General features: G+C 43.7%; 19 protein-coding genes. 10 read left to right on the forward strand and 9 right to left on the reverse strand.

Going from position 1 to position 23483, the window contains the following annotated elements; all coding sequences use genetic code 11:
• Nucleotides 1–76: 76 nt before the first annotated feature.
• From QSV34_RS10585 to QSV34_RS10600, 4 genes are all read right to left on the reverse strand, one after another.
• Nucleotides 77–4171, reverse strand: a complete 4095-nt coding sequence (locus tag QSV34_RS10585; protein WP_289154546.1) for a HigA family addiction module antitoxin — start codon at nucleotides 4169–4171, stop codon at nucleotides 77–79.
• A gap of 7 nt (nucleotides 4172–4178) precedes the next feature.
• Nucleotides 4179–4418 (reverse strand): hypothetical protein, encoded by a 240-nt coding sequence (locus tag QSV34_RS10590; protein ID WP_289154548.1) that lies wholly within the window; start codon nucleotides 4416–4418, stop codon nucleotides 4179–4181.
• Nucleotides 4419–4973: 555 nt separating this feature from the next.
• On the reverse strand, nucleotides 4974–8030 hold the full coding sequence (locus QSV34_RS10595) for a tetratricopeptide repeat protein (RefSeq protein WP_289154551.1): 3057 nt from the start codon (nucleotides 8028–8030) through the stop codon (nucleotides 4974–4976).
• 59 nt (nucleotides 8031–8089) lie between these two features.
• Nucleotides 8090–8401 carry a hypothetical protein gene (locus tag QSV34_RS10600; protein WP_289154554.1) on the reverse strand — a complete coding sequence of 104 codons (312 nt, stop codon included), beginning with the start codon at nucleotides 8399–8401 and terminating at the stop codon, nucleotides 8090–8092.
• 254 nt (nucleotides 8402–8655) lie between these two features.
• On the opposite strand from QSV34_RS10600, the gene QSV34_RS10605 reads away from it, so the two are divergent.
• The 7 genes from QSV34_RS10605 to QSV34_RS10635 all read left to right on the forward strand — a co-directional run bounded on the left by QSV34_RS10605 (nucleotide 8656) and on the right by QSV34_RS10635 (nucleotide 15863).
• Nucleotides 8656–9027, forward strand: coding sequence for a hypothetical protein (locus QSV34_RS10605; RefSeq protein ID WP_289154557.1), 372 nt, complete (start codon nucleotides 8656–8658; stop codon nucleotides 9025–9027).
• A gap of 113 nt (nucleotides 9028–9140) precedes the next feature.
• Nucleotides 9141–11507 (forward strand): hypothetical protein, encoded by a 2367-nt coding sequence (locus QSV34_RS10610; protein ID WP_289154559.1) that lies wholly within the window; start codon nucleotides 9141–9143, stop codon nucleotides 11505–11507.
• A 43-nt stretch (nucleotides 11508–11550) separates the two neighbouring features.
• Nucleotides 11551–11751 (forward strand): hypothetical protein, encoded by a 201-nt coding sequence (locus QSV34_RS10615; RefSeq protein WP_289154561.1) that lies wholly within the window; start codon nucleotides 11551–11553, stop codon nucleotides 11749–11751.
• Nucleotides 11752–11754: 3 nt separating this feature from the next.
• Nucleotides 11755–13518, forward strand: coding sequence for a type IV secretory system conjugative DNA transfer family protein (locus QSV34_RS10620; protein ID WP_289154563.1), 1764 nt, complete (start codon nucleotides 11755–11757; stop codon nucleotides 13516–13518).
• A gap of 184 nt (nucleotides 13519–13702) precedes the next feature.
• Entirely contained in the window at nucleotides 13703–13942 is a 240-nt protein-coding gene (locus tag QSV34_RS10625) for a hypothetical protein (protein ID WP_289154565.1), read from the forward strand.
• A gap of 87 nt (nucleotides 13943–14029) precedes the next feature.
• Nucleotides 14030–14338, forward strand: a complete 309-nt coding sequence (locus tag QSV34_RS10630) for a hypothetical protein (RefSeq protein ID WP_289154567.1) — start codon at nucleotides 14030–14032, stop codon at nucleotides 14336–14338.
• Nucleotides 14325–15863, forward strand: a complete 1539-nt coding sequence (locus QSV34_RS10635; protein ID WP_289154569.1) for a recombinase family protein — start codon at nucleotides 14325–14327, stop codon at nucleotides 15861–15863. The genes QSV34_RS10630 and QSV34_RS10635 overlap by 14 nt, the downstream gene beginning before the upstream one ends.
• 96 nt (nucleotides 15864–15959) lie before the next feature.
• On the opposite strand, the gene QSV34_RS10640 is transcribed toward QSV34_RS10635, so the two are convergent.
• The 4 genes from QSV34_RS10640 to QSV34_RS10655 form a co-directional block, all read right to left on the reverse strand.
• Nucleotides 15960–16754: a hypothetical protein gene (locus QSV34_RS10640; RefSeq protein ID WP_289154570.1), complete on the reverse strand. Its 795-nt coding sequence runs from the start codon at nucleotides 16752–16754 to the stop codon at nucleotides 15960–15962.
• A 32-nt stretch (nucleotides 16755–16786) separates the two neighbouring features.
• Nucleotides 16787–19090, reverse strand: coding sequence for a S8 family peptidase (locus QSV34_RS10645; protein ID WP_289154572.1), 2304 nt, complete (start codon nucleotides 19088–19090; stop codon nucleotides 16787–16789).
• A gap of 32 nt (nucleotides 19091–19122) precedes the next feature.
• On the reverse strand, nucleotides 19123–20145 hold the full coding sequence (locus QSV34_RS10650) for an AAA family ATPase (protein WP_289154573.1): 1023 nt from the start codon (nucleotides 20143–20145) through the stop codon (nucleotides 19123–19125).
• A gap of 148 nt (nucleotides 20146–20293) precedes the next feature.
• Nucleotides 20294–20548 (reverse strand): helix-turn-helix domain-containing protein, encoded by a 255-nt coding sequence (locus QSV34_RS10655; protein WP_289154575.1) that lies wholly within the window; start codon nucleotides 20546–20548, stop codon nucleotides 20294–20296.
• A gap of 100 nt (nucleotides 20549–20648) precedes the next feature.
• On the opposite strand from QSV34_RS10655, the gene QSV34_RS10660 reads away from it, so the two are divergent.
• The 3 genes from QSV34_RS10660 (at nucleotide 20649) to QSV34_RS10670 (ending at nucleotide 22902) form a co-directional block, all read left to right on the forward strand.
• Nucleotides 20649–20942 carry a hypothetical protein gene (locus QSV34_RS10660; protein WP_289154577.1) on the forward strand — a complete coding sequence of 98 codons (294 nt, stop codon included), beginning with the start codon at nucleotides 20649–20651 and terminating at the stop codon, nucleotides 20940–20942.
• Between the two features lie 75 nt (nucleotides 20943–21017).
• Nucleotides 21018–22091: a hypothetical protein gene (locus QSV34_RS10665; protein ID WP_289154579.1), complete on the forward strand. Its 1074-nt coding sequence runs from the start codon at nucleotides 21018–21020 to the stop codon at nucleotides 22089–22091.
• A 148-nt stretch (nucleotides 22092–22239) separates the two neighbouring features.
• A complete protein-coding gene (locus QSV34_RS10670; protein WP_289154581.1) occupies nucleotides 22240–22902 on the forward strand; it encodes a hypothetical protein in 663 nt (220 codons plus the stop codon).
• Nucleotides 22903–22914: 12 nt separating this feature from the next.
• Here the strand turns inward: QSV34_RS10670 and QSV34_RS10675 are convergent, their stop codons facing one another.
• The gene (locus tag QSV34_RS10675; RefSeq protein ID WP_289154583.1) at nucleotides 22915–23403 is read right to left on the reverse strand and encodes a hypothetical protein; all 489 of its coding nucleotides are present in this window, start codon (nucleotides 23401–23403) and stop codon (nucleotides 22915–22917) included.
• Between the last annotated feature and the right edge of the window lie 80 nt (nucleotides 23404–23483).

Raw genomic sequence — 23483 nt, forward strand, 5'->3', positions numbered from 1 at the left:
AGGGCTAAATGTCCGAGTAGAGCTTGGCCCGGCATGCCGGGCGCTCCCTAAATAAAAATCTACATCTAAGAAAGGATTACCTTGTCCTCATATTGATTACTTTATCCGTATCCCAATGATCGGCGTCTCGATCATAAGAGCGAGCAATTTGTTCCAAGAGTCTTGAAACATAAGGGTATTCAAAAGAGAGTTCACCAGCCCAGTTTCGATATTTTTGAGCTTGTTCTCGCTCCTGATCTCCGCCACTGCCAATACTCCTGCTGGTTACACCTCTACGGTTATATAGCCCAATTGACATGCCTTTGGCTATTTCTGGTGAAGCAATATCTTCGATAACTTTCCTTATAGGTTCACAAGGCCAAATTCCGTCCTTACCTTTAGGGCATGATGACAAAACTTTACCGATTATGTGATCGCCAATATCTTTTCTAGCGTATTCCTCACATAGTATGCGGACATCGTCTATCCAAGCCTTGAGAACCGATTTGTCAATTTCGCCAGACTCGCCTTTAGCGCCAGGTATTCTCTTGATATTGTCGAGTAAAGAATAACCAGCTACAGCTAAGTCCTCTTTATTGCCGTTTTCAAACCATGCCTCGGGATCTTTCCCGTTATCACTTCTTTTGTAGGCCATTGCCAAAGCCTGAACAAAGGCAATAGGGGATTTTTCTATAAGCTTTTCAAGGTTCGGGATTGAAAAGTCACTATGACGTAAAGCCCTGATATACAAAAACTCAAGATTAGCTAACACATCTTCTGATATGTCCCCCCTGCTTTGCAGGGTATCGAAAGCCTTCTTGATTTCATACTCTCTGAACGGGAATTGGCCTGAAGGTTCACTATCATTTCTAGCGACTTCTTTGAGAAGGTATACAATTTTCTCTGATGTCAGCTTTTTTATTGATAAGTGCGCAATGGAAAACGCAGCTCTTGGTCTATCATATTTAAGCAGACTATCTATTAGTCTGTTGATAAAGCCAGATTCTTCATTACGCCATTCTGGGTATACAGAAGTCCAGTAAAGTTCTTTTAGTTCATTTGACAGCTTATCAACTATATCCCATATCTCTTGCTCGAAAGGGCTGGACAAAAGCAATCGAACAACATTGGACTGATCTTTACTTTCGATCAGTTTTGAAAGAGTGCGCTCCACCGTAGGAAATAGCTTCTTTGGTTCTATGGCACCAATAAATCCTAAGATAAAATCTCTTAGTATTTTTTCTTGCTCAAACGATGAATTGGTAACTATTTGTAGCAGTAAACTTTCAACATCATCAGAAACGATGTTCTTCACCAATAATCGTCCAATGGTATAGGCTGCACCACTAGACTTTAGGAGATTTAGTACACCTTTAAGCCCTGAATCTTCAAATATTTCAGTGAGAGCTTCAGTTCTTAATTTTGAAATACGTTCATCCCGCTTTTTATAGTCAAAGTCATCGTCTTCAAGTTCGTCAGAAGATTCATCAACCCATTGATTTTCAAAAAGCCATAAATGCTTAAGAAGCAAGTCAGTCGGGGTCAATAAGTTATAAGCGTCACGGGCAAAGTCTCTATTTTCTCCTTTTACATTCTTACTGCCGCGCCTTGTGAAAGCATACTGCCGTATTCTTTCTCTTAAAGCTGCTTTTTGAGCGTCACTGGGTGAACTACTGTTCCACTCACTTATGAGTTCCCATACCCTTTGAGAGCTTTCTTCTGGTATATGTTTTAAGCAAGGCAGAATATCTGCAAGGGTGGACTCTGTATGATTGGGCCAGTTCAAAATTATTTCTAAAGCCTTTCTCCTGAAACTATCAGACTCGATGTTATATGTAACGTCCCCTGAGCCAACAGCATCATTTCTCCATTTCGGCCTTTGGTTGTAAGTCCCGTGCCGAGACAATGGATCAATTTGGTCAATACAAATTTTCCACCCGATTTTTGGGTTTTGTTTGGTGATTTTCTCTAAAACAACTATTCGCTGCTCAAGGGATGCCGATGTCTGAGGCATCCATGACCGGAATATACTCAACAAACTGTTTATTGGCTTGTTTGACCAGTTATCATCAATGCTTATTTCGGCAAGGCTGGCAAGTAATAATGTAGAGGCGGCAAGACGTTCGGGCTTCCAGGCTAAACATTCCAGCGCCCATAAAAGTCCAGCTCTAGCACACCCACCTCCAAGAACACCACTATCAGATGGGGCGAGTAGTGCATGTACTTTAGGTGAGGCGCTCTTAATATCTTCTTGCAGTATTTCCAAAAATACATCAGGTGCAGCTTCCGCATATCTTGGGAGATCATCTTTTTGAGATAGCCAAGTTCTCTGGCTGAGAGGCCTTAAAAGGCTGCTGATAACATTATTTACTCTACCTTCTATATTTAAACCTAGACGTTTTTCGAACAGGTTGTTTCCATGAACAGACATTAAAACTAATGTTTCACAGATAGAGTCCCTGAGGATAGATGAATGCGATCTGGTTTTTTCGTAAACAGAGGCCATCCAACGCTTGTCTTCTGGAAGGTCTAAAGCTGGATCATCTTCGCTAAGTACAAGTTCAGCAACATCAAAGAGCCGATCTAAGTCAGCCTCTGTGATTAGATTATGTGCAAGAAATAGGGAGTCAGCTTTTGATATGATTCCTCTGTAACTGGAAATAGACCAGAGAATGGGGTCTTCTAACCTTAAAATATTTGAAAAAGTATGCTCAATATCTTCGTAGTTGTCTTTATCGGATAAATACATCAAAACTTCTTTATCCGCGTCGTTCCCTGAATTCCAAACACCAGCAAATATAATGGGTGTCAATTCTCTAACAGTCTGATTATCTTGTGACCACTCCGGGAATTTGATCGCTTGTATTTTTGAAAGTCGCCGCCTTAGTATTGTAGGAGAAAGACCAGATTCACTTGCATAGCGATCTACTTCCTGGTCGCCTATCCCCATAGAGATTAGCGATTCTTTAAAGGTTTTATAGCTTGGTGGCTCCAAGTTTATGTCAGGCTCTCCGATCACTGAATTTTTATGCCTCAGAACGATTGCTTTATTACAGCCTTGTGTATCCGCAAGTGCCATTTCAGCTTCGTTTGAGGTGATAACAGGAACAAACTTTGTATTTCCCTTCGTTGACAATCTGAGTGCCTCTGCATCAGATATACACAACATACGGTCAAGGTAATTCGAGCCTTCTTTATCTATTGACTTTAATGCGCATACCAAAAAAGCAATGCTTTCATCGACCGAATCTGATGAGACAATAATAGGATTAGACTGCTCACTACCTAACCAATTTTTGAGCTTTGTAGAGTGTGCGCCCACTGAATCTCGAAACAAGATTTCATTGAGCGATAGCTCTGCAATAGAGGCCCATCTATTCCATGAACTTTCTAACGAACACACGCCGTCGGCACTTTGGCCAATTTGCTCAAAAAGCCAGTTTTTTGCAGGGACAGACTGCTCTAACCACTGCTCAAGGTCATTTGCATCGTAAGCTCTGACTTCTTTCCACTCACCTTTCTTGTTCTTGGTGTCCAGCCAATCATTCTTTCCCAGCCAGTTCCTAGGCGTGACGAATATAAATGTGAGTCCTTTTCTTTCAGCTTCCGAAAGACTATCAGTTCTGCTTTTATAATCTGAGTTTGCCTTGGCGTTAATATCTTTATTGGTGCCAAACTCCCAGCCAGATGCACCAATGGGTATCCAGGGTGTAACACTTTCCGCTTCGACATATCCATCCCATCCCGGCTTTTGCGAGTTATCGTAAGCAGGAAAGTCCACTTTTCTAAGCTCTATGCCCGTTGTACTGACGAGCTTGCGTATCAAAACAGCCAAAGTTGAGCGAGCTTCCAAATTACCGTCGGCCCATGCCTCAATCTGCCTTGCATGAATATCAAGAAAGCTCGGCGTATAAGCACGCACTGCAATAGATTTCTCACGAATAGTCATTTCGTACTGATCGTACTGTGATTGGAGTTCTAAGAGCTTAACTTTGTCAGCACCAAAGGCTTTTTCAAGACGAATAGCCATATCTGCTGAAAGAGAAGAGTTTGCATTGAGAAAATTTGATAATGCAGGCCTGCCAATATCTAGGATTTCGGCAGCGTCTTTGACTGATAGCCCTTCCGGGAGAATTTTTTCTTTGGCGTATATACCGGGATGGATTGGAGGCAAGGCTCTAGGCTGTGTCATGTCGGACTCAATTATCTTTTATTTTGTTGTGAAATTTGAGGTAAGCAATCACAAGAAAGACGAGAGTAGGTACAAGCCCTGCAAAAGTGCCGTACATAGCGGCTTCATACTGAAGCGCCAATGTATCTTGGCTTAAAGACTGAACCTGCTGCTGAGTATTTTGCTGCTGGTGCTCAAGCCTTTCTAGCCGATCCATCACAAGCATCTTGTGTTGAGGCCAGTCACTTTGCCTATCATTTTCAGTCATATTGCTATGGTTCAAACTTCAAGCTGGTTAATATTTGACCACACTATCGTATTGTGTAGCGTCACGCAATACACTTAAGCAATATACCCACACGAACCCTCATGGGCATCGGTGAAAAGCACCATAAGCCATCCAAGGAGCTACCTTGGTCGTCATCCACTGGCGAAACGGTGGGCGGGGTTGAGCATCGAAAGGCTCACGGCATCCAATCGGCGGCGATTGGCCTCAATGGAATTGTCTGTGGCTCGGTGCAGGTGGGGGGCAGATACCCCCAAGTCCTGCGAGGGATCAAACGGTGATACGTTTGCTGGTGCGGCTCTGACTCAATGCCAGAGCTGCATCATGCCGGAAGGATTCAACGGAAACGCGCAGCGGGTTTCCTTGACAAGCGCAGTGTATGTTCTGATTTGAAAAATCAGAACAGCAATATAATTTCCGACTATTTTGGTCGGATATTGTATTACACTGCACAGCTTGCGCATCGCGGGATCACCACACCATCAGCGTATTGCATCAGTTAGTGGCAAAAGCTAAAAACTTCGCCTTATATAAGATTTATTCTTTATTAGGATTACTTGTCCGGTTAATCAACACCTGAATTCTCGATATTTGACCATCATCTAAATTCGTTTTAAAGCGAGCCATGATCTCAACTAGCATTTGCTGGCTATTCTCCATGTAAATCGCAAATTCATCTTTGTAGTTGGTGTCATAGTACCGATGATAGATATATTCAAATGTTTTGATTGACTCCTCTACTTCACTCGTATTTGCTAAACAAAAACCCAAATAATTCCGTGAGCCTATCAAGATAGGTTCATATCTGCTGGCATTAGAAATCGTAAGATTTTCAAACACAGAAATAGCAGTTTGAATATTATCGAGCGCGCTTTGAAACTCTCCCTTTCTAATGAGAAGCCTACACAAGTTATAAAGTCCACCAGCATAACTTATTTCAAACTTCTCAGGGTATATTCGAGCAAACGGCTCATAGATATCGAGAGCTTCCCGTAAGGACTTAATCGACTCATCAAGAAATCCGCTTGCGAGTAAATAGTTAGACTGGTTATTTAAACTTCCCGCCAATAATATTTCGTATATTTCAGGATTCTTGAAAGCCAAGTGTCTGTAGGTTTTAACAGCGTTTCCAATTACAGAAAGTGCCTCATTGATTTTTCCTTTCTGGTTTAACCGACTTGCCAAGCAGTGAAGGCTGTCAGCCAAGCCTGGCTCATATTGGCCAGGATTTTTTTGACAAAGTCGTTCATGAACATGAACCGCTTTTTCAATCGCCTTAATGGCGTCATCTACATAACCAAGAGAAGATAAACATACCGATAAATTATGTAAGCTTCTGGCCCAATAAGGTTCAAACTCTTGTGGGTTGATCTTCGCTAAGTGCTCATGGATATCAAGTGACTTCTGAATGGCTTCTTGAATATTTTCTGAATATCCCTGCTGAAGCAAACAGTCGGTTAAGTCATGTAGGCTTCTCGCCAAGCTAGCCTCATACTTTTCTGGATCATCGTTGGCAAGATATGAATATCTATCTGCAACATATTGAAAAGCATCCATCGCCTTCTCGTACTGACCTAAAGCTGAGTAAGTTATGCCAATACTCGTCAAATAGTAGAGTCTTTGATTTTGGGAAGATGTATTTTTAGAAGTATATTCAAGAGCAGAAACTGCGAGTGCCCCCAAATGAACAGAAACACGGTTGGCAAGACAGTAATCTGCAATGAAATAACAACTCTCCGGCCTATCTTGCAGATGCTTGCTTACTTGATCCATTCGACCTTCCCAGATGCATTTCTTTTGGGATGTAGATGTCAATAATTCACTATCGTGCACCAATCTTCCAAGTCGATGGAACCTGCTAACAACGCTCTCTGTCGCCAGCTTGCTGGCGTGCCTCAATCCAAGTCCGGCTAAAATCCAGCCCGAGTCTTCATGAAATGCATACTTATCCAACGCATATACCAAGAAATCTGCTGCAAGAATGTCAGGCTCAAGGCTAGTAATTTTTCCTGTAAAAGCGAAACTGATTTTTGATACCGCCTTCACATCTTCAATCGTATAGCCCATTAAAAAATCAGCCAGATCTTCGTAAAAACAATCAAGACTAAGCATATCGAGCGTGCCAGGTATTGCGGCTACCGCTTGGATTAAGACCGCTATTCTTACATCTATTTTCCGGCTGTTCGCATCTATTTTTTTATTTACACCCTGCACTTGCCTTTCAATCAAACGAGCCTCTCGGTTACTAAGATACCGAATAAGAACATCACTTCTAAGGTCGGACATCACTAGCCATTGCTCTCTATTTTCATCTATCAAATAAAATGCAAGAGCTAAAACAAAAATGGGTCGTGAGTGAACACCTTCGTTATGCCATTCATTAAAATCTTCACGACTCAAAGGCACCTTGACGAAATTTTTTGAAGCCTTAGCGTTAAGCTTAATTTCCGTAAAAGCGTCTAATGCACTTTTGAAAACGTCCCAGCCTGAGTTACTATCCTTGCGGAATCCTTGAAGGCAGATTGAGCGAGCAAATAGACTTTGCCCATCGAAACTCAGAGATTGAACCAACTCTTTGCTTCGGCCAGCGATCAACAATCGTAGCTTTTTTCCCTGGGTGTCGATGGAAACTAGCTTAGACATCAAATCTTTCAGTTCATGCGGGCGCTCTTCGGGGTAGTCCAGAATAATTAGAATGCCGGTTTCACCACATTCCCATGTGCCATAATAGTCGTCATCGCCAAGCTTCATAAACCCCACGGCCCAGTTTTCACTTCGGACACTTTTGGCAAATTCGGCGGCTAGTCTTGTCTTGCCAACGCCACCCTCACCAACGATAAGCTGACAACTTACTCCTAAATTTTTCGACTCTCTCCACCATGCCTGTAATAGATTTAGCTCATACGCTCTACCAAAGAAAGGAGTGACAGCAGCATCCCATCGCAGTAGGCTAGATGGCTGGTCATAGCGTTGATTTTCTCGGTTATCGGGTATGAATGGGCGGTGCGTATACGGGCGATTTTCAAATCTGACGCGCCCTTTACGAATAGTAAAGTTGATATTTGCGCTCAGATCATCTGGAAGCATATCTTTTATTAAGTTGGAAACAGCCTCTTCGCATCCCCGAACGGTATTTAGATTAACTCTTTCTGTTTGACAGGATTTAAAAAAGTGTGCCAAGTGTTGTTTTAATGTTCGTCCGTCACTTTGGGAAAATGCAGAACAACAAATAAATACTTCGGCCTGATACTTTGTAAACTTCTTGTGTACACCAACACGTCTCCAAAAATTAAGTTCTAACTGTGAATCAAATTTTAATAAAAGTTCGCTAAATTGCAGGTATGGCGTTTTAAGCCTTCTACTGATGCCCATGAATCGTCGGCAATAGTAATCGTCGCAGAAGCTATTGGGATTTGACGGGTCAACAGAAATTCCAAACTGCCCTGTGTCGTCATCCTTTAATCCAACATAATCTACGAGACGATCAAACACCTCTAAATATTCAGGATCATCCTTCAAGCTCAGGCGGGTACAAGGCGCGCCAAGCTCTTGTGCAAGTGCTTCTGCGATTTCACCTTCAAATTTTGAAGTCATATGTCGAGTCCAGCCCTCATCAAAGGTGAGGGAGCGTTATGTCATAGAAATGGTATATTCTACTTCGGCGTCAAAGTTTTGATTGAATCCCACTCTTTTGGGAGATCACTCCCTTGGGCAAAATCTCGCACAATACGATCAACGCATTCTAGCCCAAGCTCATTGACCGCCTCTTCATATATGGCGGCATCAAGAATATGACTCAAAGCCTCTTTATCCGATACTTTGTGTTTTGTCATATAATTGGTAATCAGTGCATCCAACAGCAGAATTGAACTTTTAATAAAGCAATCGTCATCACCAATGAAAACACTCAGTGTCATTTCTTCGCGATCTTCCATGATCTTTTTTGCTTGCTTTGCTAAATCCATTTTCAAATCTAGCTAACAGGCCAAAGCCTTTAAGTCAACAAAAACCCATTAAAAATAGACGAATTTTCCAATAACTACCCTAGCCAAACCTGTCCCCTACGGCAGCTCTTACCTGCCGGACAAGTGTGTCCGGTGCGCATTAACCAAAACTGTTTTACTGAACCTGTTGGCGGATTCCCCGCTGGCATCAGTAACTGGCCACTGCTGATTTAACTGAGAGTACCGGTACTTTCACCACTGAACAAGGTGAGAGTATGAAAAGCAAAGAATGCATAGTAGTTAAGACTCCCAAGCAACTTGAAAAAACCAGCACCTATTACAAGGTTCAGCAACGAAATTTACGGATCAATTTACCACGGCGGCTTGTGCCACTGGAAATCGAGAGGGCGATAAAAGCTTTTAAAGGAAAAATTGTTTGGCCCGACCCAAAGAGAAGTCAATACAAATTACCAGAGTCAATCATCCATGAGTTCGATTTAGAGAATAAGTGGTACTGGGAATTTCGTAAGGTAAAAGTAAATGGCAGCCCTTTACGAAAATGCCTCAATTTTAAACGACTTCAATTGATCGACATATGGCACCAGTTGCGTGACATGGAAGGCCTAGACAAGGATGAAGAAATTTAGCTCACCGCACATGGATGTGCTTACTCCCTTATTTGCCACATGAACTTGATGTTTCCCAAAATGCTATCAAAACGCCTGTAGCGTCAGCGTACCAGCGAATAGAGGCTTCACCAATGACTAAACGACCTGTTAAGACGACATCAGCAACTTCCCCGCCGCGCTCCCCTAAAAAGGGGTTGCACCTTTCTCGCCGCGTTGAAGTTGACGATACAACACTGTTTCACCGTCAATCGCTGCATGCGTTTGATCCGGTGGAGGCTGCGGAGAATGCCCAAGAGCGGGCGCTAAAAACCGCGAATGATCCCTGTATCAAGAGAATGACTATTTTGGAGTCAATAATTCCAATATTGGGTGAAAAGATTTCAGCATTAAAAGCCAAAATCAAAGACTTGAAAAACCGTCTGAAAGCCACCCCTAAAAAGGTCAGTCACAATACAGCTCAACCCGACGGGTCGTCTGCAAGGCGTAAATTTCGTTCATGGAGAACCAGTGACAAGATCGCCATTGTGTCGCTGCTATCTGCCCTTGTAGTGATGTTAGTCACCGGAGTAACCAATGCCTATGTGGCCATTATGGCCAGTGCCGAACCTGTAATCGTCGATAACCCAATGCTTGCTGTGCTACTGGCAATGGTGGTGATGGGTTCGTCAATGGCGATCAAGTTCTTTGGCAATATTTTCCATGACCCCCGCTCCAAGAAACGCTACAGCCTTGGTCTTTATATTCTAACGGTGATCTTTGTCCTCGCTTGGGCCGTGGTGTTTTCAATGGAGTTCGGCGGCATCACAGAAGGTGTATCACTTGACGATCTGGATGGCGATAGCGGCGGCAAAGGCTCTAATTTGCTGGTCTTTATCCAGCTTGCCACAGAGGTACTCGTAGCGGCTGCTCTTGCGATGGCGGCGGAGGATTTGTACAACAAGTACGACAAAGATACCGAAATCGCCAACAAGGATTATGACGACCTTGCAAAAGAACTAGCAGCCTGTGAAAAAGAGCTGGCAGAAGCCCTTGAGAAACACGCCAACTATCTGGGTGAACTGGCTGAACTGCGGAACAAGCGCGATAAACAGTTGATTGAAGAAGTCACCGAATTTAATGCCCTCCAGGGCGGGTTCGGGGTTGTTCGGCGCTCTATTTCGATTGTTGACCTCATTAAAAATGGCCTTATCGTCATTTTGGCGCTGCTGCTGGGTATGAGCCTGTCAGACAATGCAGACGCTAAGACACTGGTGGTTGGTGTCTCACCTTATATGAATGAGGCGACATATCAGGTCCAGTCTAAAGAGCTGCTGCTGGCATTGACTGAGAAAATGGAACTGGGCGATGAAGCGGTATTTATTGATGCGTACCAGCTTCAAGTGATTGGTCGCTACTCGCTCCCGAATAAATCTGCCTACCGTAGTGCCAAAGCGCGCCTTAAATACAATGCGCGAGTGGCAAAGGCATTGATTAACTGGCCTAAAACCGTACCTGCCGCCGTGAAGCGCCCCCAAACACCGGGAGCAGTCAAGCTTCCCCAGTTTCTCCGTTATATAGCCTTAAACCATGCAGGCGCTATGGATGAAAAGGGTGGTGATATTCTGATCCTCGGCAGCCCCTACTATGATGTGCCGGAAGACGAGGTGTTTAGTATGGCGGCAGCCACTGTGCCGGGGGATGGGCACTTGAAGGCATCGAGAGCAGTCAGCGTCTATGGCGCTGCCGACTTCCCCGAACTACTGCGTGGATGGCGGGTGCATCAGGTTTACGGCAAAGGGTTCAACTACCCCTCGGATCGGGTGGAATTTGCCGTTGAACGCTGGTGGGTACTCTATGTGGAGGCAATGGGTGGGGTATTTTCTACCTTTACACGAGATATAGCTCCAGCCGTGGATCGTGCCCTGTCGGGGGCTAAAGCACCCCCTCACAATCATGTGCCGGAAGACACTGAGCGTTTGCAGATGATCCACCTCTATGTAGACGATCAGACAAACGCACTGCCAATACAGGAACGGCCTTTAACGGTTACGCCAATTGCCCAGTCCAGTGTCACACATGCGGAAAATGTGACCATCGGCCTGTCGTGGCAATGCGCTTGTGATCTGGATTTGTTTGCCCGCCCTCATGCGGGGGCGGATATTTTGTCATTCGCAAAGCATAAGACCACTGAGGGGCGCTATTACCAAGATGTGCAGGGAAAGCTACCAGCCAACCAGGCCACCAGTGAACAAGGTATGGAAACCATCGTCTTTTCAAAGGGCGTTGACCTGACACAGCTTCAAATTGTTGTAGGCTTCTACTCAGGCAACGCCCCCGGTGGTGTTCAGGGGGAACTACGCATTGGCATTGGTGATAAAACCTATGCCCACCGTTTCAATATCCCAGCTTCAAAAGGAAACAAGGCAAATATGGTTAAAGAGAGCTTTGCCGAAAACAAAGCACGGGCCGATCATATTGCTGTCATTGATCCGTTAAAGGTAATCCGCGTTTCCCAATAACAGACATTCCCATTGTTATGCTCATGGGCGGAGGTACTCGCCCATGAGCATTCAAGACATTTTCCTGGTTCCCGGCCATCTGGCCTCACAGTTTGTTATTTCTGGTCTGTTGGCTATTCCCATTGAGCAAGCCGATCCGGTGTTGTATTGGGTGATTGCGATAATCACATCACTGCTCTTTTGGGTAAAGGCAATTGGCATAGTTACTACCCTAATTAAGCGTATGACAGGGTTTGGGCGGTGAGTAATGGAAGACATAACGCTCCCTCCCATTCCTGATCTGGAGGAAATATTCCGCTCACTTCTGGCTTTTCTTCCCAACTTCTCAGAATTACACCCCTTTATCCAGTTCGCACTTCATTCTATTGACGAGGCATTATTGGTACTGGCCTGTTACTGGATAGTGCGGTTCTTCACCATTTCCACGCAGCGCTGGCTGGGCTTGTATTCACCTTCCCAATATCACTACTGGCCGCGATTGCCTTGGCGCTGGTTTTACCGAACCTTTTGGCTCGCTCCTAAAAGTTGGTATGAAAAGCTTTTTCTGATTGGCAAGCGAGGTCATACAGGTGGGTTTGCTGGGCTACTGGAAACGCTTACCTACCTTTACAGGCCCGGTATGTTGTATTTAGGCCGAGCAACGCTGTTCGGCCTTTGGTCACTGCCACAAGCCATTGGATCACATTTAGAGAAGCACTGCTTTTGTGTGGCATCTTCCGGCTCTGGTAAAAGTACCCATGCTATCACCATGCTTTCGGAGTGGGCACACTCGGCGTTTCTAATTGACCCTGATGCAAGTATTAGCGAAAGACTGGCAATCGATGACAAAAGAAACTGGGTAATCCTTGATCCTTATAACATCTCTGGATTTGAAAGTGCCCATTTCAATGTCTTTGATTGCCTTGTGGCTGCCTCAAAACGCACATCTGGCCCCGGTGTCGTGGTCTGGGCTGAACGGATTGCCAATGCTTTGGTTATATTACCGAGTGGAGCTAAACAGCCATATTTCTACGAGGTAGCACGCGATTTTTTAAAAGCGCTAATTTTGCATGTCTTCTCCAACTACGATGAATCTTATTGGAATTTACCAACGGTAAGGAGATTGATTGTTGAGGGTATTCGGTATTGCGAAGATGAGGATGAGAAAATCGTAGAAATCCCCAAAAAAGAACGCAGTGAAATGCTACTTTTTTCCATGAGTGAAAACACCAACTACGGTACAGCAATACAGGGCGGTGTCGCAGCCCTTGAGCAGGCGGCAGGTGAGACTGCTGGCAATGTTTGGAGCACTTTATCTAATGCCACTGGTTGGTTAGACAATCCGCAAGTCGCAAAAATACTAACCAAGACCACATTGCCACTTGAAGAACTTCAAACAAAAAAAGATAAGGTGCTGTCATTTGTAGCCCCTCTTCAATCCATCCGTGATGGGTTAGCACCACTTGCTAAGTTATTAACCGATATGATCTACGATACGTTTTCAATGACACTAGATCATAGTAAACCATGCCTGATGCTAGTTGATGAGGTTCCCAGTCAGGGTTTTAACAACACTTTCATAACTATATTTGCCGCTGGCAGAAAGCATGGGCTCTTGTTTTTCGGTATTGCTCAAAATCTTGGGCAAATGATCCGTATTTATCAGGATGAGTGGGAAACGTTTCTCTCTGAAGTAGACTTTGTGATGTATATGGGAATAGGTCACATGAAAACCTCAGATCACATTGCAAAGTTTTTAGGGGAAAAGACCGTGCTAGAAAAGAAGAATCGAACCAAGACGTATCGGACAGTTGATGTAATGGACTCGGATCAGGTGCGCCGTTATCTGGATGCCAAGAATGGCAATATAATTTTGACCCGCCCTGGCAAACGCCCATTACGGCTTTCAATTGATAAATACTTTAAAGGGCTATCCGTCAGAAGATACAGTCCTGACCCAGCCTATGGAGATGCTTTTCCAAGAAATATCACCCGAAAACTCTTTGGCCGAAAAGCAAACAAAGAAAGTTAGTTTCCCAAATTCGGAAGAGGTAAGCGTTATCCTGTGAACGCTTACCTCCTTAATTTCGGAACTGTTGAAATATTTTTTTAGAGACTGTCATTTTTTTGTTGACTCTGAAACAAATGTTCTCTATTTGTTCTATAGGGATTTTGGAGAAAGGTTATTTTTTAACCCTAACTCAAAGGAAAAAACCATGAGTGAAGAAACCTCTCCAAGCACTTCAAGAAAACCAACCCATCATGTATTTGATGGCAAGGGAAACCGGATCGGTGTCGGCTGGCGCAATGATTTCGGTGGTGTAAATACCGTTAAATCCAGCCACTCAGTTGATGGCCGCGAATATGTTCGTGACATCGACATGCTGAAGAAGATGCGTGAAGAAAAGCAGGCTCAACCTGAGCAGCCAAAACACGCGCCAACTATCCAGCCATAAATCACGTCTAACCTAGTGCGGAGCTTATGCCCTGCACTGGGTCTTTTATTGCGTACCGAATAACAACATAAACCCATAGGAGACAGCATGAGCATAGATATGCATGGAATTACTACGTCGCCTCCTATCACCCGTGATAGTGAGGAATACACAGTTGCAAAACTGGATATTGACGACTATCGGGAGGATTTAGCCAATTTCGAATTGACGCCAGAGCAAGAAATAGAGCTTTTATCAACACTGTGGCAGATCATGGCAACGATGGTAGATATTGGCTGGGGTGTGGACAACGTACAACTAATGATTCCCGACCTCTTTAACCGAGAATCAGCAATTGTTAAAGAACATACTATAGAAAATGACATTGGAAAGGATGGAGTTGATGCAGGAAGTTAAAAAAGCACTCATATATTGCCGTGTGTCTTCAAAAAAACAAAAGACTACTGGTGGAGGACTGGATAGTCAGGAACACCGTTGCCGCCTGTATGCTGCCGAAAAGGGCTATGAAGTCGAAAAAGTCTTTCCTGATGATGTAACTGGCGCAGGGGACTTTATGAAGCGCCCCGGCATGAAGTCGTTAATACGCTACTTGAATAGAAACGACCACACTTCGTATATTGTTATTTTCGATGATTTAAAGAGGTTAGCCAGAGATACTCTGGCACATTTCCAGCTCCGCCATACCTTAATGGGCTATGAAGCAGAATTAGAATGTCTGAACTATACCTTCGAGGATACACCAGAAGGTGAATTTATGGAGACAATCTTTGCCGCACAAGGCCAGTTGGAGCGCAAGCAAAATCGCCGCCAAGTTATCCAAAAAATGAAAGCAAGGCTCGAAAATGGTTATTGGCTATTCTCTGCGCCTGTTGGTTACGAATACATCAGAAGCAAAACAGGCGGCAAAATTCTTTCACCAAAAGAGCCTTTTGCAAGCATGGTTACAGAGGCTCTGGAAGGGTTTGCATCAGGTCGCTTCCAGACTAAGGCAGAGGTTAAGTATTTTCTGGATAGTTTCCCTCAGTATCCTCGCGACAGTAACGGCAATATTCGAGATCAAAGAGTCCATGATCTCATCAGCAATATAGTTTACACAGGCTACTATGAATATAAGCCCTGGAACATCAGCTTTCGTAAAGGCCATCACAAACCCCTGATTTCTTTTGAAACCTTTAAGAAGAACCAAGAACGCTTATTAGGCGTGGCTTATGCTCCCGCGCGAAAAAACATCAATGCCGATTTCCCCCTGCGTGGTTTCGTTTTGTGTGGTGATTGCGAAAAACCTGTTACTGGGGGTTGGAGTAAAGGCCGCAATCGTTATCACGCCTATTACAACTGTAAAAACAAGGGCTGTAGTAGCTACGGAAAGTCTATACGCCGCGATGATATGGAAGGTGCGTTTGGAGATCTTGTGAAGTCATTAAAACCGTCAGACAAGCTCATAAAAGTAGCTACCAGAATGTTCAATAAGCTCTGGAAGGATAAAGAACAACTACAAGCATCACATGCACAATCGTTAAAGAGTGAACTTAAACGCATTGACCAACAAACAAATAAGCTGCTGGATCAAATCCTCGACGCTGAATTGCCGAGTGTCGTCAAAGCCTATGAGAAAAAAATTAAAAGCCTGGAGGATGAGAAGATTGTGATTGCTGAAAAAATAGCCAATATTGGCAAACCAGTAAAAGACCAAAGCCAAACACTTCGAACCGCTTTAGATTTCCTCTCAAATCCCTATAAACTCTGGGCCTCCAAGCGATTAGAGGACAAGCGCGCGGTGTTAAAACTGGTGTTTTCGGAACGGTTGGCTTATGTACGGAATGAGGGGTTTCGAACCGCAATAACCACCTTACCTTTCAATAAGTTAGGTGATTTTTGCGACCCAAAATCCTGTTTGGTGGAGGCGGCGGGAGTTGAATAGACAATATAAACACTTGAAATATTTATTTATCTATTAAGCCCAAAGCATACAACCCAACAAAAAACCCAACATCAGACTTCAGTAACACCATTTTTTCTAACAAAACGGCCTCAAATCGTTGGATTCTACATCCCACTGTCTAATATGCGTGTATAGACCCTCCAACCCTAATGCAAGGCCTTTCACATTCATTATTAGATTTTTATTTCGATACAGGTCTGAAGCCAAGTCATGACAATATTTGATGGCCTTTGTAGACAGATGCTCACCCCCTCCCTTATCACTACCATAAATAATAGTTACGTTGTCGGGCAAATAATAGTCAGCAACTATAGGAGTCTGGCGCTCATTAAATGCACAATGATTGCCTAAATCAGAATCTACAATAAGGCCAATCTTCCCCGAATACTCCTCGGGATGCTTTTCAATGGCTTGTAGAATCTGCCACCACCCCAAATTTTCAGGCTTTACCATCACATTCCAAAGCTCTACGAGGGCAAGCACTCTAGCATGGCAAAACACATTTTTACTATTACGGCACCTAGGGATAATATGGTATGCAGCAGTAATTGATACCGATGCACCATTAACTTGATTTGTGTTGGTATCAACGGCAATCAAATGGTCATATGAAAAAAGCTGCTCATTAGTGTTAAACCAAACATCTCCTGTTGCACTGTTACTGGCGTGGAGAATTTTGGGCTCTTTATACTCACGATCCCTCTTAAATTCCAAGCGAGACTTACCAATCAAAGGGTGGTGTCTACCATGCTTCAAACCCATAATTTTCTGGGTCTTGAAATCCATCACCAAAGCCTCAAATTCAAAATAATTTCGAGGATCCATATGAATTGTATATGAACGTGGCTTTCTTGCCCCCGTCTTAATCACCCGTATATCTCCAGACCAGCCCAGATTAGCGTCTACACCTGAGCTCTTACTCTACTCTGTAGAATGGCCTCAACTTGCTGTAGCAACTCAGCTCTTTCGTTCTCCTTATCTCGAAGGTTTACAACCAAAGAGTATGATTCTAAATCTGGTAGAAAACTCTCAGCCCAGGGGTAGTCATGCCTTGTCACTACAACAAAGAATTTTTTTAATCGTTCACGAGCACTCACCTGCTTAAAATTCCATGTCGAACATTGGAGAGTCCCGTGGTTTCTCCACATTTCTGTAACCTGTCGTTTATTCTTATACTCTTCAAACTTATTAGTTTCTTCTATTGGAACAGCATGATTGAAACGCTTTGATACCTCATCCAGAGACGCAGCCCTAATTAGCTTGAAACTCATTCGCGTAGTTTTGTAATCCACACGAGTTGTTCTAACTTGCGGGGTATGAGCCAAGGAAACTGCGATCTGCCTTAGCCTCTTACTGCCAGCCCAAAATTCATTAGGAATTGGTATTTCATAGAAGTGATGACTCTTATTCCTCAAGGAGTCTTGTGCAAAAATTGACAAGTCATCATCTAGAGAACGAAACAGCGCTTCTTCGTCAACAACACCATATCCTGTTGTAAATAATGCCTTATCTTTTCCTTTACCGAATAGATTCACCACTTCAGTCGGCATGCTGGCATGTGATGCCAACAGAGCTCTAACTTGATCTAGCGTAGCATCAGGATAAACAACCAAAATCCGCGCAGCCAAATGTGCAATAAAGGGGGCCGAAAATGAAGTACCCACATCCTCAGCAACTAGTCGACCAGCAGTAAAATCCTTACATAGTGACACTTCCCCTAAAAGATTATGAATTAAGCTATCTACTCTGGTATTGACTGCATAATTACCACCATATGCAACAAACTCAGGCTTAATTGATTTCTTAATACCAGGGCCACTTCTAGAAAATGGCGACGGCTGATTGATAGCTGCAAAGCTTTGCTCAGCCGGATCACTAGGATGACGCATAGAACTCATAGTCTGATCATACCGAGCAAGTGACCCAACAGTAATGCTATTGATAGATGGGGCTGGATCAAGCAGCCTGCGATCAACTAATGAGTCAGGGTACGATTCTTTCCAAGCTGTAGGACTATCATCAGAACGATAATTCCCTGTAGGCACAACAAACAGCACCCCTAGCTCACTAGCCAGAGTATCAAGAACCACTGCTAAGCCTCGAATTCTGCCACCAGAGTAGGGCTTATTGCTATCACCGTAGGAAAGATTAAATATCTTGCAAGTATAGTTTTCTACGAAATACCTGACAGCTTTTTCAACCTGATGCTCTATCAGCTTATCATCAGACTCGCAATTCTCATCTAATATACGACCACTAAAAAGCCTCAACTCCGGTATGAATTGACCACTCTCCAATTTAGCTGCCACATCGCCGTATAGGGCTTTTCCGGCAACCATTGTGCCGTGACCATTCTCATCATCACTACCTTTACCATCTATGAAGCTCTGTGAGTCTCCGACTGCTGAACTCAACAATGGATGCCCTGTCGCGAGGCCACTATCCAGCACCACAACAGCAGGAGCATCATCAGCGGGTGCAGGCACTACTGGAATATCCTGAATATCTCTTTGAAGCAAAGACACATCAAGCCTGAACTTTGGAGGCAGGTCGACTAAACGTACATCTCGATGGTTAAGAAGCTGTTCAAGTTGGCGGGTATTTACTTCCAAGCGATATAGAACAATCGACTGATTGAAGACACGATCTTTCTTCGTAATACCATTCTCTGGTAGCCACTCTTCAAACGCATTTACCAAAGCCTCTCTGTCAGCAGCTTTACCAAGGGGCCACAACTCAACATCTACATTGAACTGATTAGCTTCAGGAGCACCATAATATCCAAGTGCCCACCCTGTTCTATCCTCGGCAGTAAAAGCATCAAAACCATCTAATGCTTCAAAAATAGACTTACGAGTGGGGGTGCCACCTTCTGCAAGGGTTGTAAGCCGTGCTTCGAACTCTTCGAGTGCCTGTTCAGAGCTAAAAACTAAAAAGACACCTTTATCTTCCTGACTAATTAATTCAACGCCAGGAATAGCCTCAAGGTTTGCTCCCTCGAAGTCGCTTATCTCTATTTTGAATAATAAACGGCCATCAAATCCCTGATCCTGAGTTTTAGCACTCTGTTTCGCAGCAGAAAAAGAAGCAAGCATACTTTGGCCATGACCAGCTAAATCTCCTCTTGGCTTGCTTGGAGGAGGACGCTTTGGACGTTTGGCTGTTACAGGGTTTTCACGATTAAAGGTAAAGTGGTCTCTAGCCACAATATTGACTCCCTTCGTTATGGCCAACTTTACTATTTAGTAGCAGGCTTTCGAATAGATTTAGTTAGGCTTTTCTTTCTAGATTTTTCATTATTCAAAGCAGTTTGAACATGCTCCAACTTCAGAAACTCTTCGCCATCCAGCAACATATCCTTGATCGCACGTTTCAGAATGCGCTCAATATCAGCATGAGATGTATTCTTAAATAAATCTGTAACTTGCTTAGTATATTCAAACTCTCTGCGCACACCACGCAGCTTAATATTTAGCAAATTTTTAATCTGAACAACTGTTGGATACTCAAACGCCAATACATCTTCAAAGCGACGCCAAATAGCAGAATCTAAAATATTTTCATGATTAGTAGCAGCAATAATCAAGCTCTGACCACTAAAGCCATCTAACATTTGTAAGAATGTATTTACTACACGCTTCAACTCACCGTGTTCAGCACTATCTGCGCGCTCTTTACCTAGAGCATCAAATTCATCAAACAATGCTACAACAGGAGAAGACTTAATATAATCAAAAACCTTTCTGAGGTTCGCAGACGTTTCACCTAAATATGAAGAAACAACACTATCAAGTCGAATAATGCACAACGGCCTATTTAGCTCAAAAGCTAACGCTTCAGCACTGATGGTCTTGCCACAGCCAGGGGGGCCGCAAAACAAAACTCTCTCTACAGGGCGCATACCCCAGCTACGTAAAACTTCTTCACGGTTATACTCTTTGAGAATACGCTTAATGGCGGCTCTGTTGGTATTCCCCAACACAACCTCTGTGAGGCCTCTTACGGGCTCTTTCAATTCAAGTAGAGGCAAACCTCGTTCTTTATCAACGGGAATACTCTGCTTCAGGTTCAGTTGGGTAACTTGTTTATGGCCACTAAAGGAATCAGAGCCGTAGAGAATCTTTTCAAGGTCATTTGCCAAAAGGTTATGGTGCTTCTGACGCTCTTCGGCAATCAGAGCTTCCGAAATCCGCCGAAATCCGCCTTCATCTCCATCTACACCAGAACGTATCAACTGCCTTAGTAATTTCCCACTAGCCATCCCAACACCATTCGACAATTTAACTTATTGATTATAAATAATTTTATACACTAAATTGAGATTAGAAATTACACGAATCCCTTCCATTAGGACAAAGTTTATCATTTGGTCATCTCTCTCTCCACAGCCAAAGCAAAGCAGAAGGCCATTAAGGGCTGGGCTTCAGCAATGCATACACACTAACCTCTAGTGCATTAGCTATCGCTTCAATCACACCCAAAGTGGCATTTCTACCACTACGCTCTATCAAACTGATAAAAGTTCGATGCAATCCAGCTCTCTCAGCTAGCTTCTCCTGAGAAAGCCCCTGTTCTTTCCGCAGTCTCTTGATATTAGTGGCAAGTGTAGCCAGTAGCTCAGGACTACATGGCTTGTACTTGCTTTGTTGTTGCTCTGCACTCAAGTCTACTGGCCCAAATATAGGTTTTCGACTATTGCACTTTCATGTAGACTACTAATCTACAGACTACTCAATACATATGGAAGCTCATGGAGCAAAACTAATGAAAGGTCTCACCTCCTCTACCACTACTCCTTTATACCTTTTCATTCCGCTTTTACTAATGCTGGCGCTGACATCATGCGGCAAACAATCCTATGCGAATAACGCTACCTTTTTTTCGTTGTCCGAGTGCATGGAAGGCATTAAGAAAAGCTCCGGCCAAAACCTAAAAATAATTCGCGACAAACCCGACATTGTCTCCGGCAAGCTCTCAAACGGCGAGCACTTTAGTTGCAAAAAGGTTACTTCCGGCACTCTAGGCACCCACTGGAAGGGCTGGTATATGTCCAAATAGGCTTTGAATGCTTTGACTAACTATCAGGTTAAGCCCTAAGGACTAAAAAATACGTTTCGGCAACGGAGATTAGATGTGCTTGAGATAATAAAGGGTGTTTTTGCACTAATAATTTTAGTTTGGCTGGCCTTATGCGTTACCAGCCTAATTTACCCAATCAAGCCATTCAAGAAAAGGCGTCACGCCTTGGGAGCCTTCGTGGTTTCATTCGTGTTGGCGAGCATTTATGGGGGTGTTAATGGCCCCAGTGAATTGCCTAGTGAAAAGCTTGCAGATGATGAAAGCACCAAAGTCGAAGAGAGTAAGTCAGCCATATCATCAAACGCAAACCTATCCAATGACATTCCTGACTCATGCGGAGAGGGTGGTATCAGACTAAATGATGTTGTTGCCGTCACCCAAAAGAGCAACCTATATTCCGCAGCCTCCAAAAGTTCTCAAAGGGTAAAAAATCTCAAGCTATCAAAAGCTCTTGGCACTAACCGTTATCATACGATTGACCCATCAGTGACCGTCAAAAGACTTTGTGTGCAAAAACACTGGACTGAGGTGCAAATTACGTCACCTGAGTGGTTATCACACGTAATCGGCTGGGTTGATAATTCGTCACTGAAAGAGATTGTACGAAACTCTAAGGGCAAAAGACTCTACTCAGAAAGTGACTTCTTTTGGGACAATGACACAACGCTCTATAAGGCTGATATTGTTCAAATCATAAATAAAATTTCGAGTGAGAATAAAAACTGCTCAGAAATTGACACCGGCACAGTTATGAAATCAGGGTCGAGAAGTAAACCTAATGACCCTGTTTTCTTTGTTACTTGTGTGAGTAACGGAAAGCCATTCAATGTGTGGTTCAAACCATCAGATGCAAATAACTCTAACGATTTTTCTGGGGTAAACCATATTGGACGGGCATCAGCATTAAATGCTTGTGAGGCTTACGCCAAATCAGTGGCCAATTATCCCTCTACAGTAGACTTCTCTAAAATTTTAGATGCTGTATACATTCAGCACCCGTCTGGTAGAGCCCAAATGATCTCGACATTCACTGCTAAAAACGGCTTCAACCTGAAGCTGAAATATAGAGTCCGCTGTTTATTTGAAGGCTCCAGGCTGATAGAAGCATCTATATCTGAAGAAACATAGCATTTTTCCTTATAGAAGTTTCCCTGACATTCGGAAATTTACTCATACGGTACGCAAAGCCCTATAGGCCGGGCTTTTGGTCAAAAACTTGTATTGATTCTCCGAACTTCCTAGCTGAATATAGGAAACATATTAATAGGAGAATGTATTGAACAAAGGTTTACCCTACAACGGCTGGAGTGAGCTTGTTCGCCATGGTAGAGACAATCATTACTACCACGCCCAAAAACGCAAAATCTTACCCCAGAAACCAACATGTATTGGTTGCCAAGTTGATCTACCCCCAGACCGCATTCCTTACCACTCCGAAGAGTACGGCCCAACCCTTGAAGATTACTGGGCATCTTGTGTACCCATGTGTCACCGCTGCCATGCGATGCTACACGTCCGGTTCATCACCCCCAACCTCTGGAAATTGTACCTTTACCAGATGACTAACCGGGCAATTGACGACAGTGTATTTCCACTGTCTAACGGTATAGCACCGATGCTCAAGCGTTTTAAGTGCCGGGAGGACATTGGGTATGTCCCCATGCCCCAAAACGCCCCTGAGTACCTTACAGGGCTGCCAGACCATGAGTACTCCGGAAAACCCAAGGTGGCCACACTACTAGTTATTGACCATGCCACAGGAAATAAGACTGAAGTTCCCGACTGGACTCTTTATGGTGACCAACTAGAGCTGCTAACCCAGAAAGAAAAATCTCAACTATCATCCAGTGGCATCGACATTGACAGTTTCCTTACAGGGCGCATCAAGATCACAATTAATAGCTCTGGAAAGCGACGCTATAAGCGCCTATATGTTTAGTTTAGTTCAGGTTTACCAGTCATTATCATCACTATTACCGTCAGGTTTACCAGACTTTCTTAAGAAAGATTGTGAATTTAAATTCACTTTTGATCGTTTTGACTTTTTAAGTGGGCCGGTAAACGTCTTGGCTTTTTCCCATAACTCCGGATTCATAAACCTTCCAAGGTAGGCCTGATACAAGCAGAGGTAAACCAAAGCACCTGCATAGGTCGTGGTATACCCATCTTTGGCCAGTTCGAAAGCACTCTTCACCGACTCAACTTGCCCCGGGTACAACTTAACAATCAGCCGCTCTTTGCCCTCTACAGGTTTAACAAGCTTGAAAACAGGCTGGAATGTTTGAAAGTCTGCACTGATAAGCTCCAATGCTGAGTGGTTGTATTGGTAGCCTGTGCTCTTAAAAACCTGGTCTACTATGTACTTTGCTTCTCTGGTCAGCCGAAACCTCAGCCGTTTACGTTTGTTCGCGTAATCCCGCTCATCTAACTTATCACTCATATTTAGTTGCCTCTTGGTTAGTTATATCTTTTTGGCGGGGGCCCCTGCCCCCTTGTAATAGTGTTGTAATCCCTTCTTCT

The organism is Porticoccus sp. W117, from assembly GCF_030341905.1.
Lineage (GTDB): Bacteria > Pseudomonadota > Gammaproteobacteria > Pseudomonadales > Porticoccaceae > SCSIO-12696.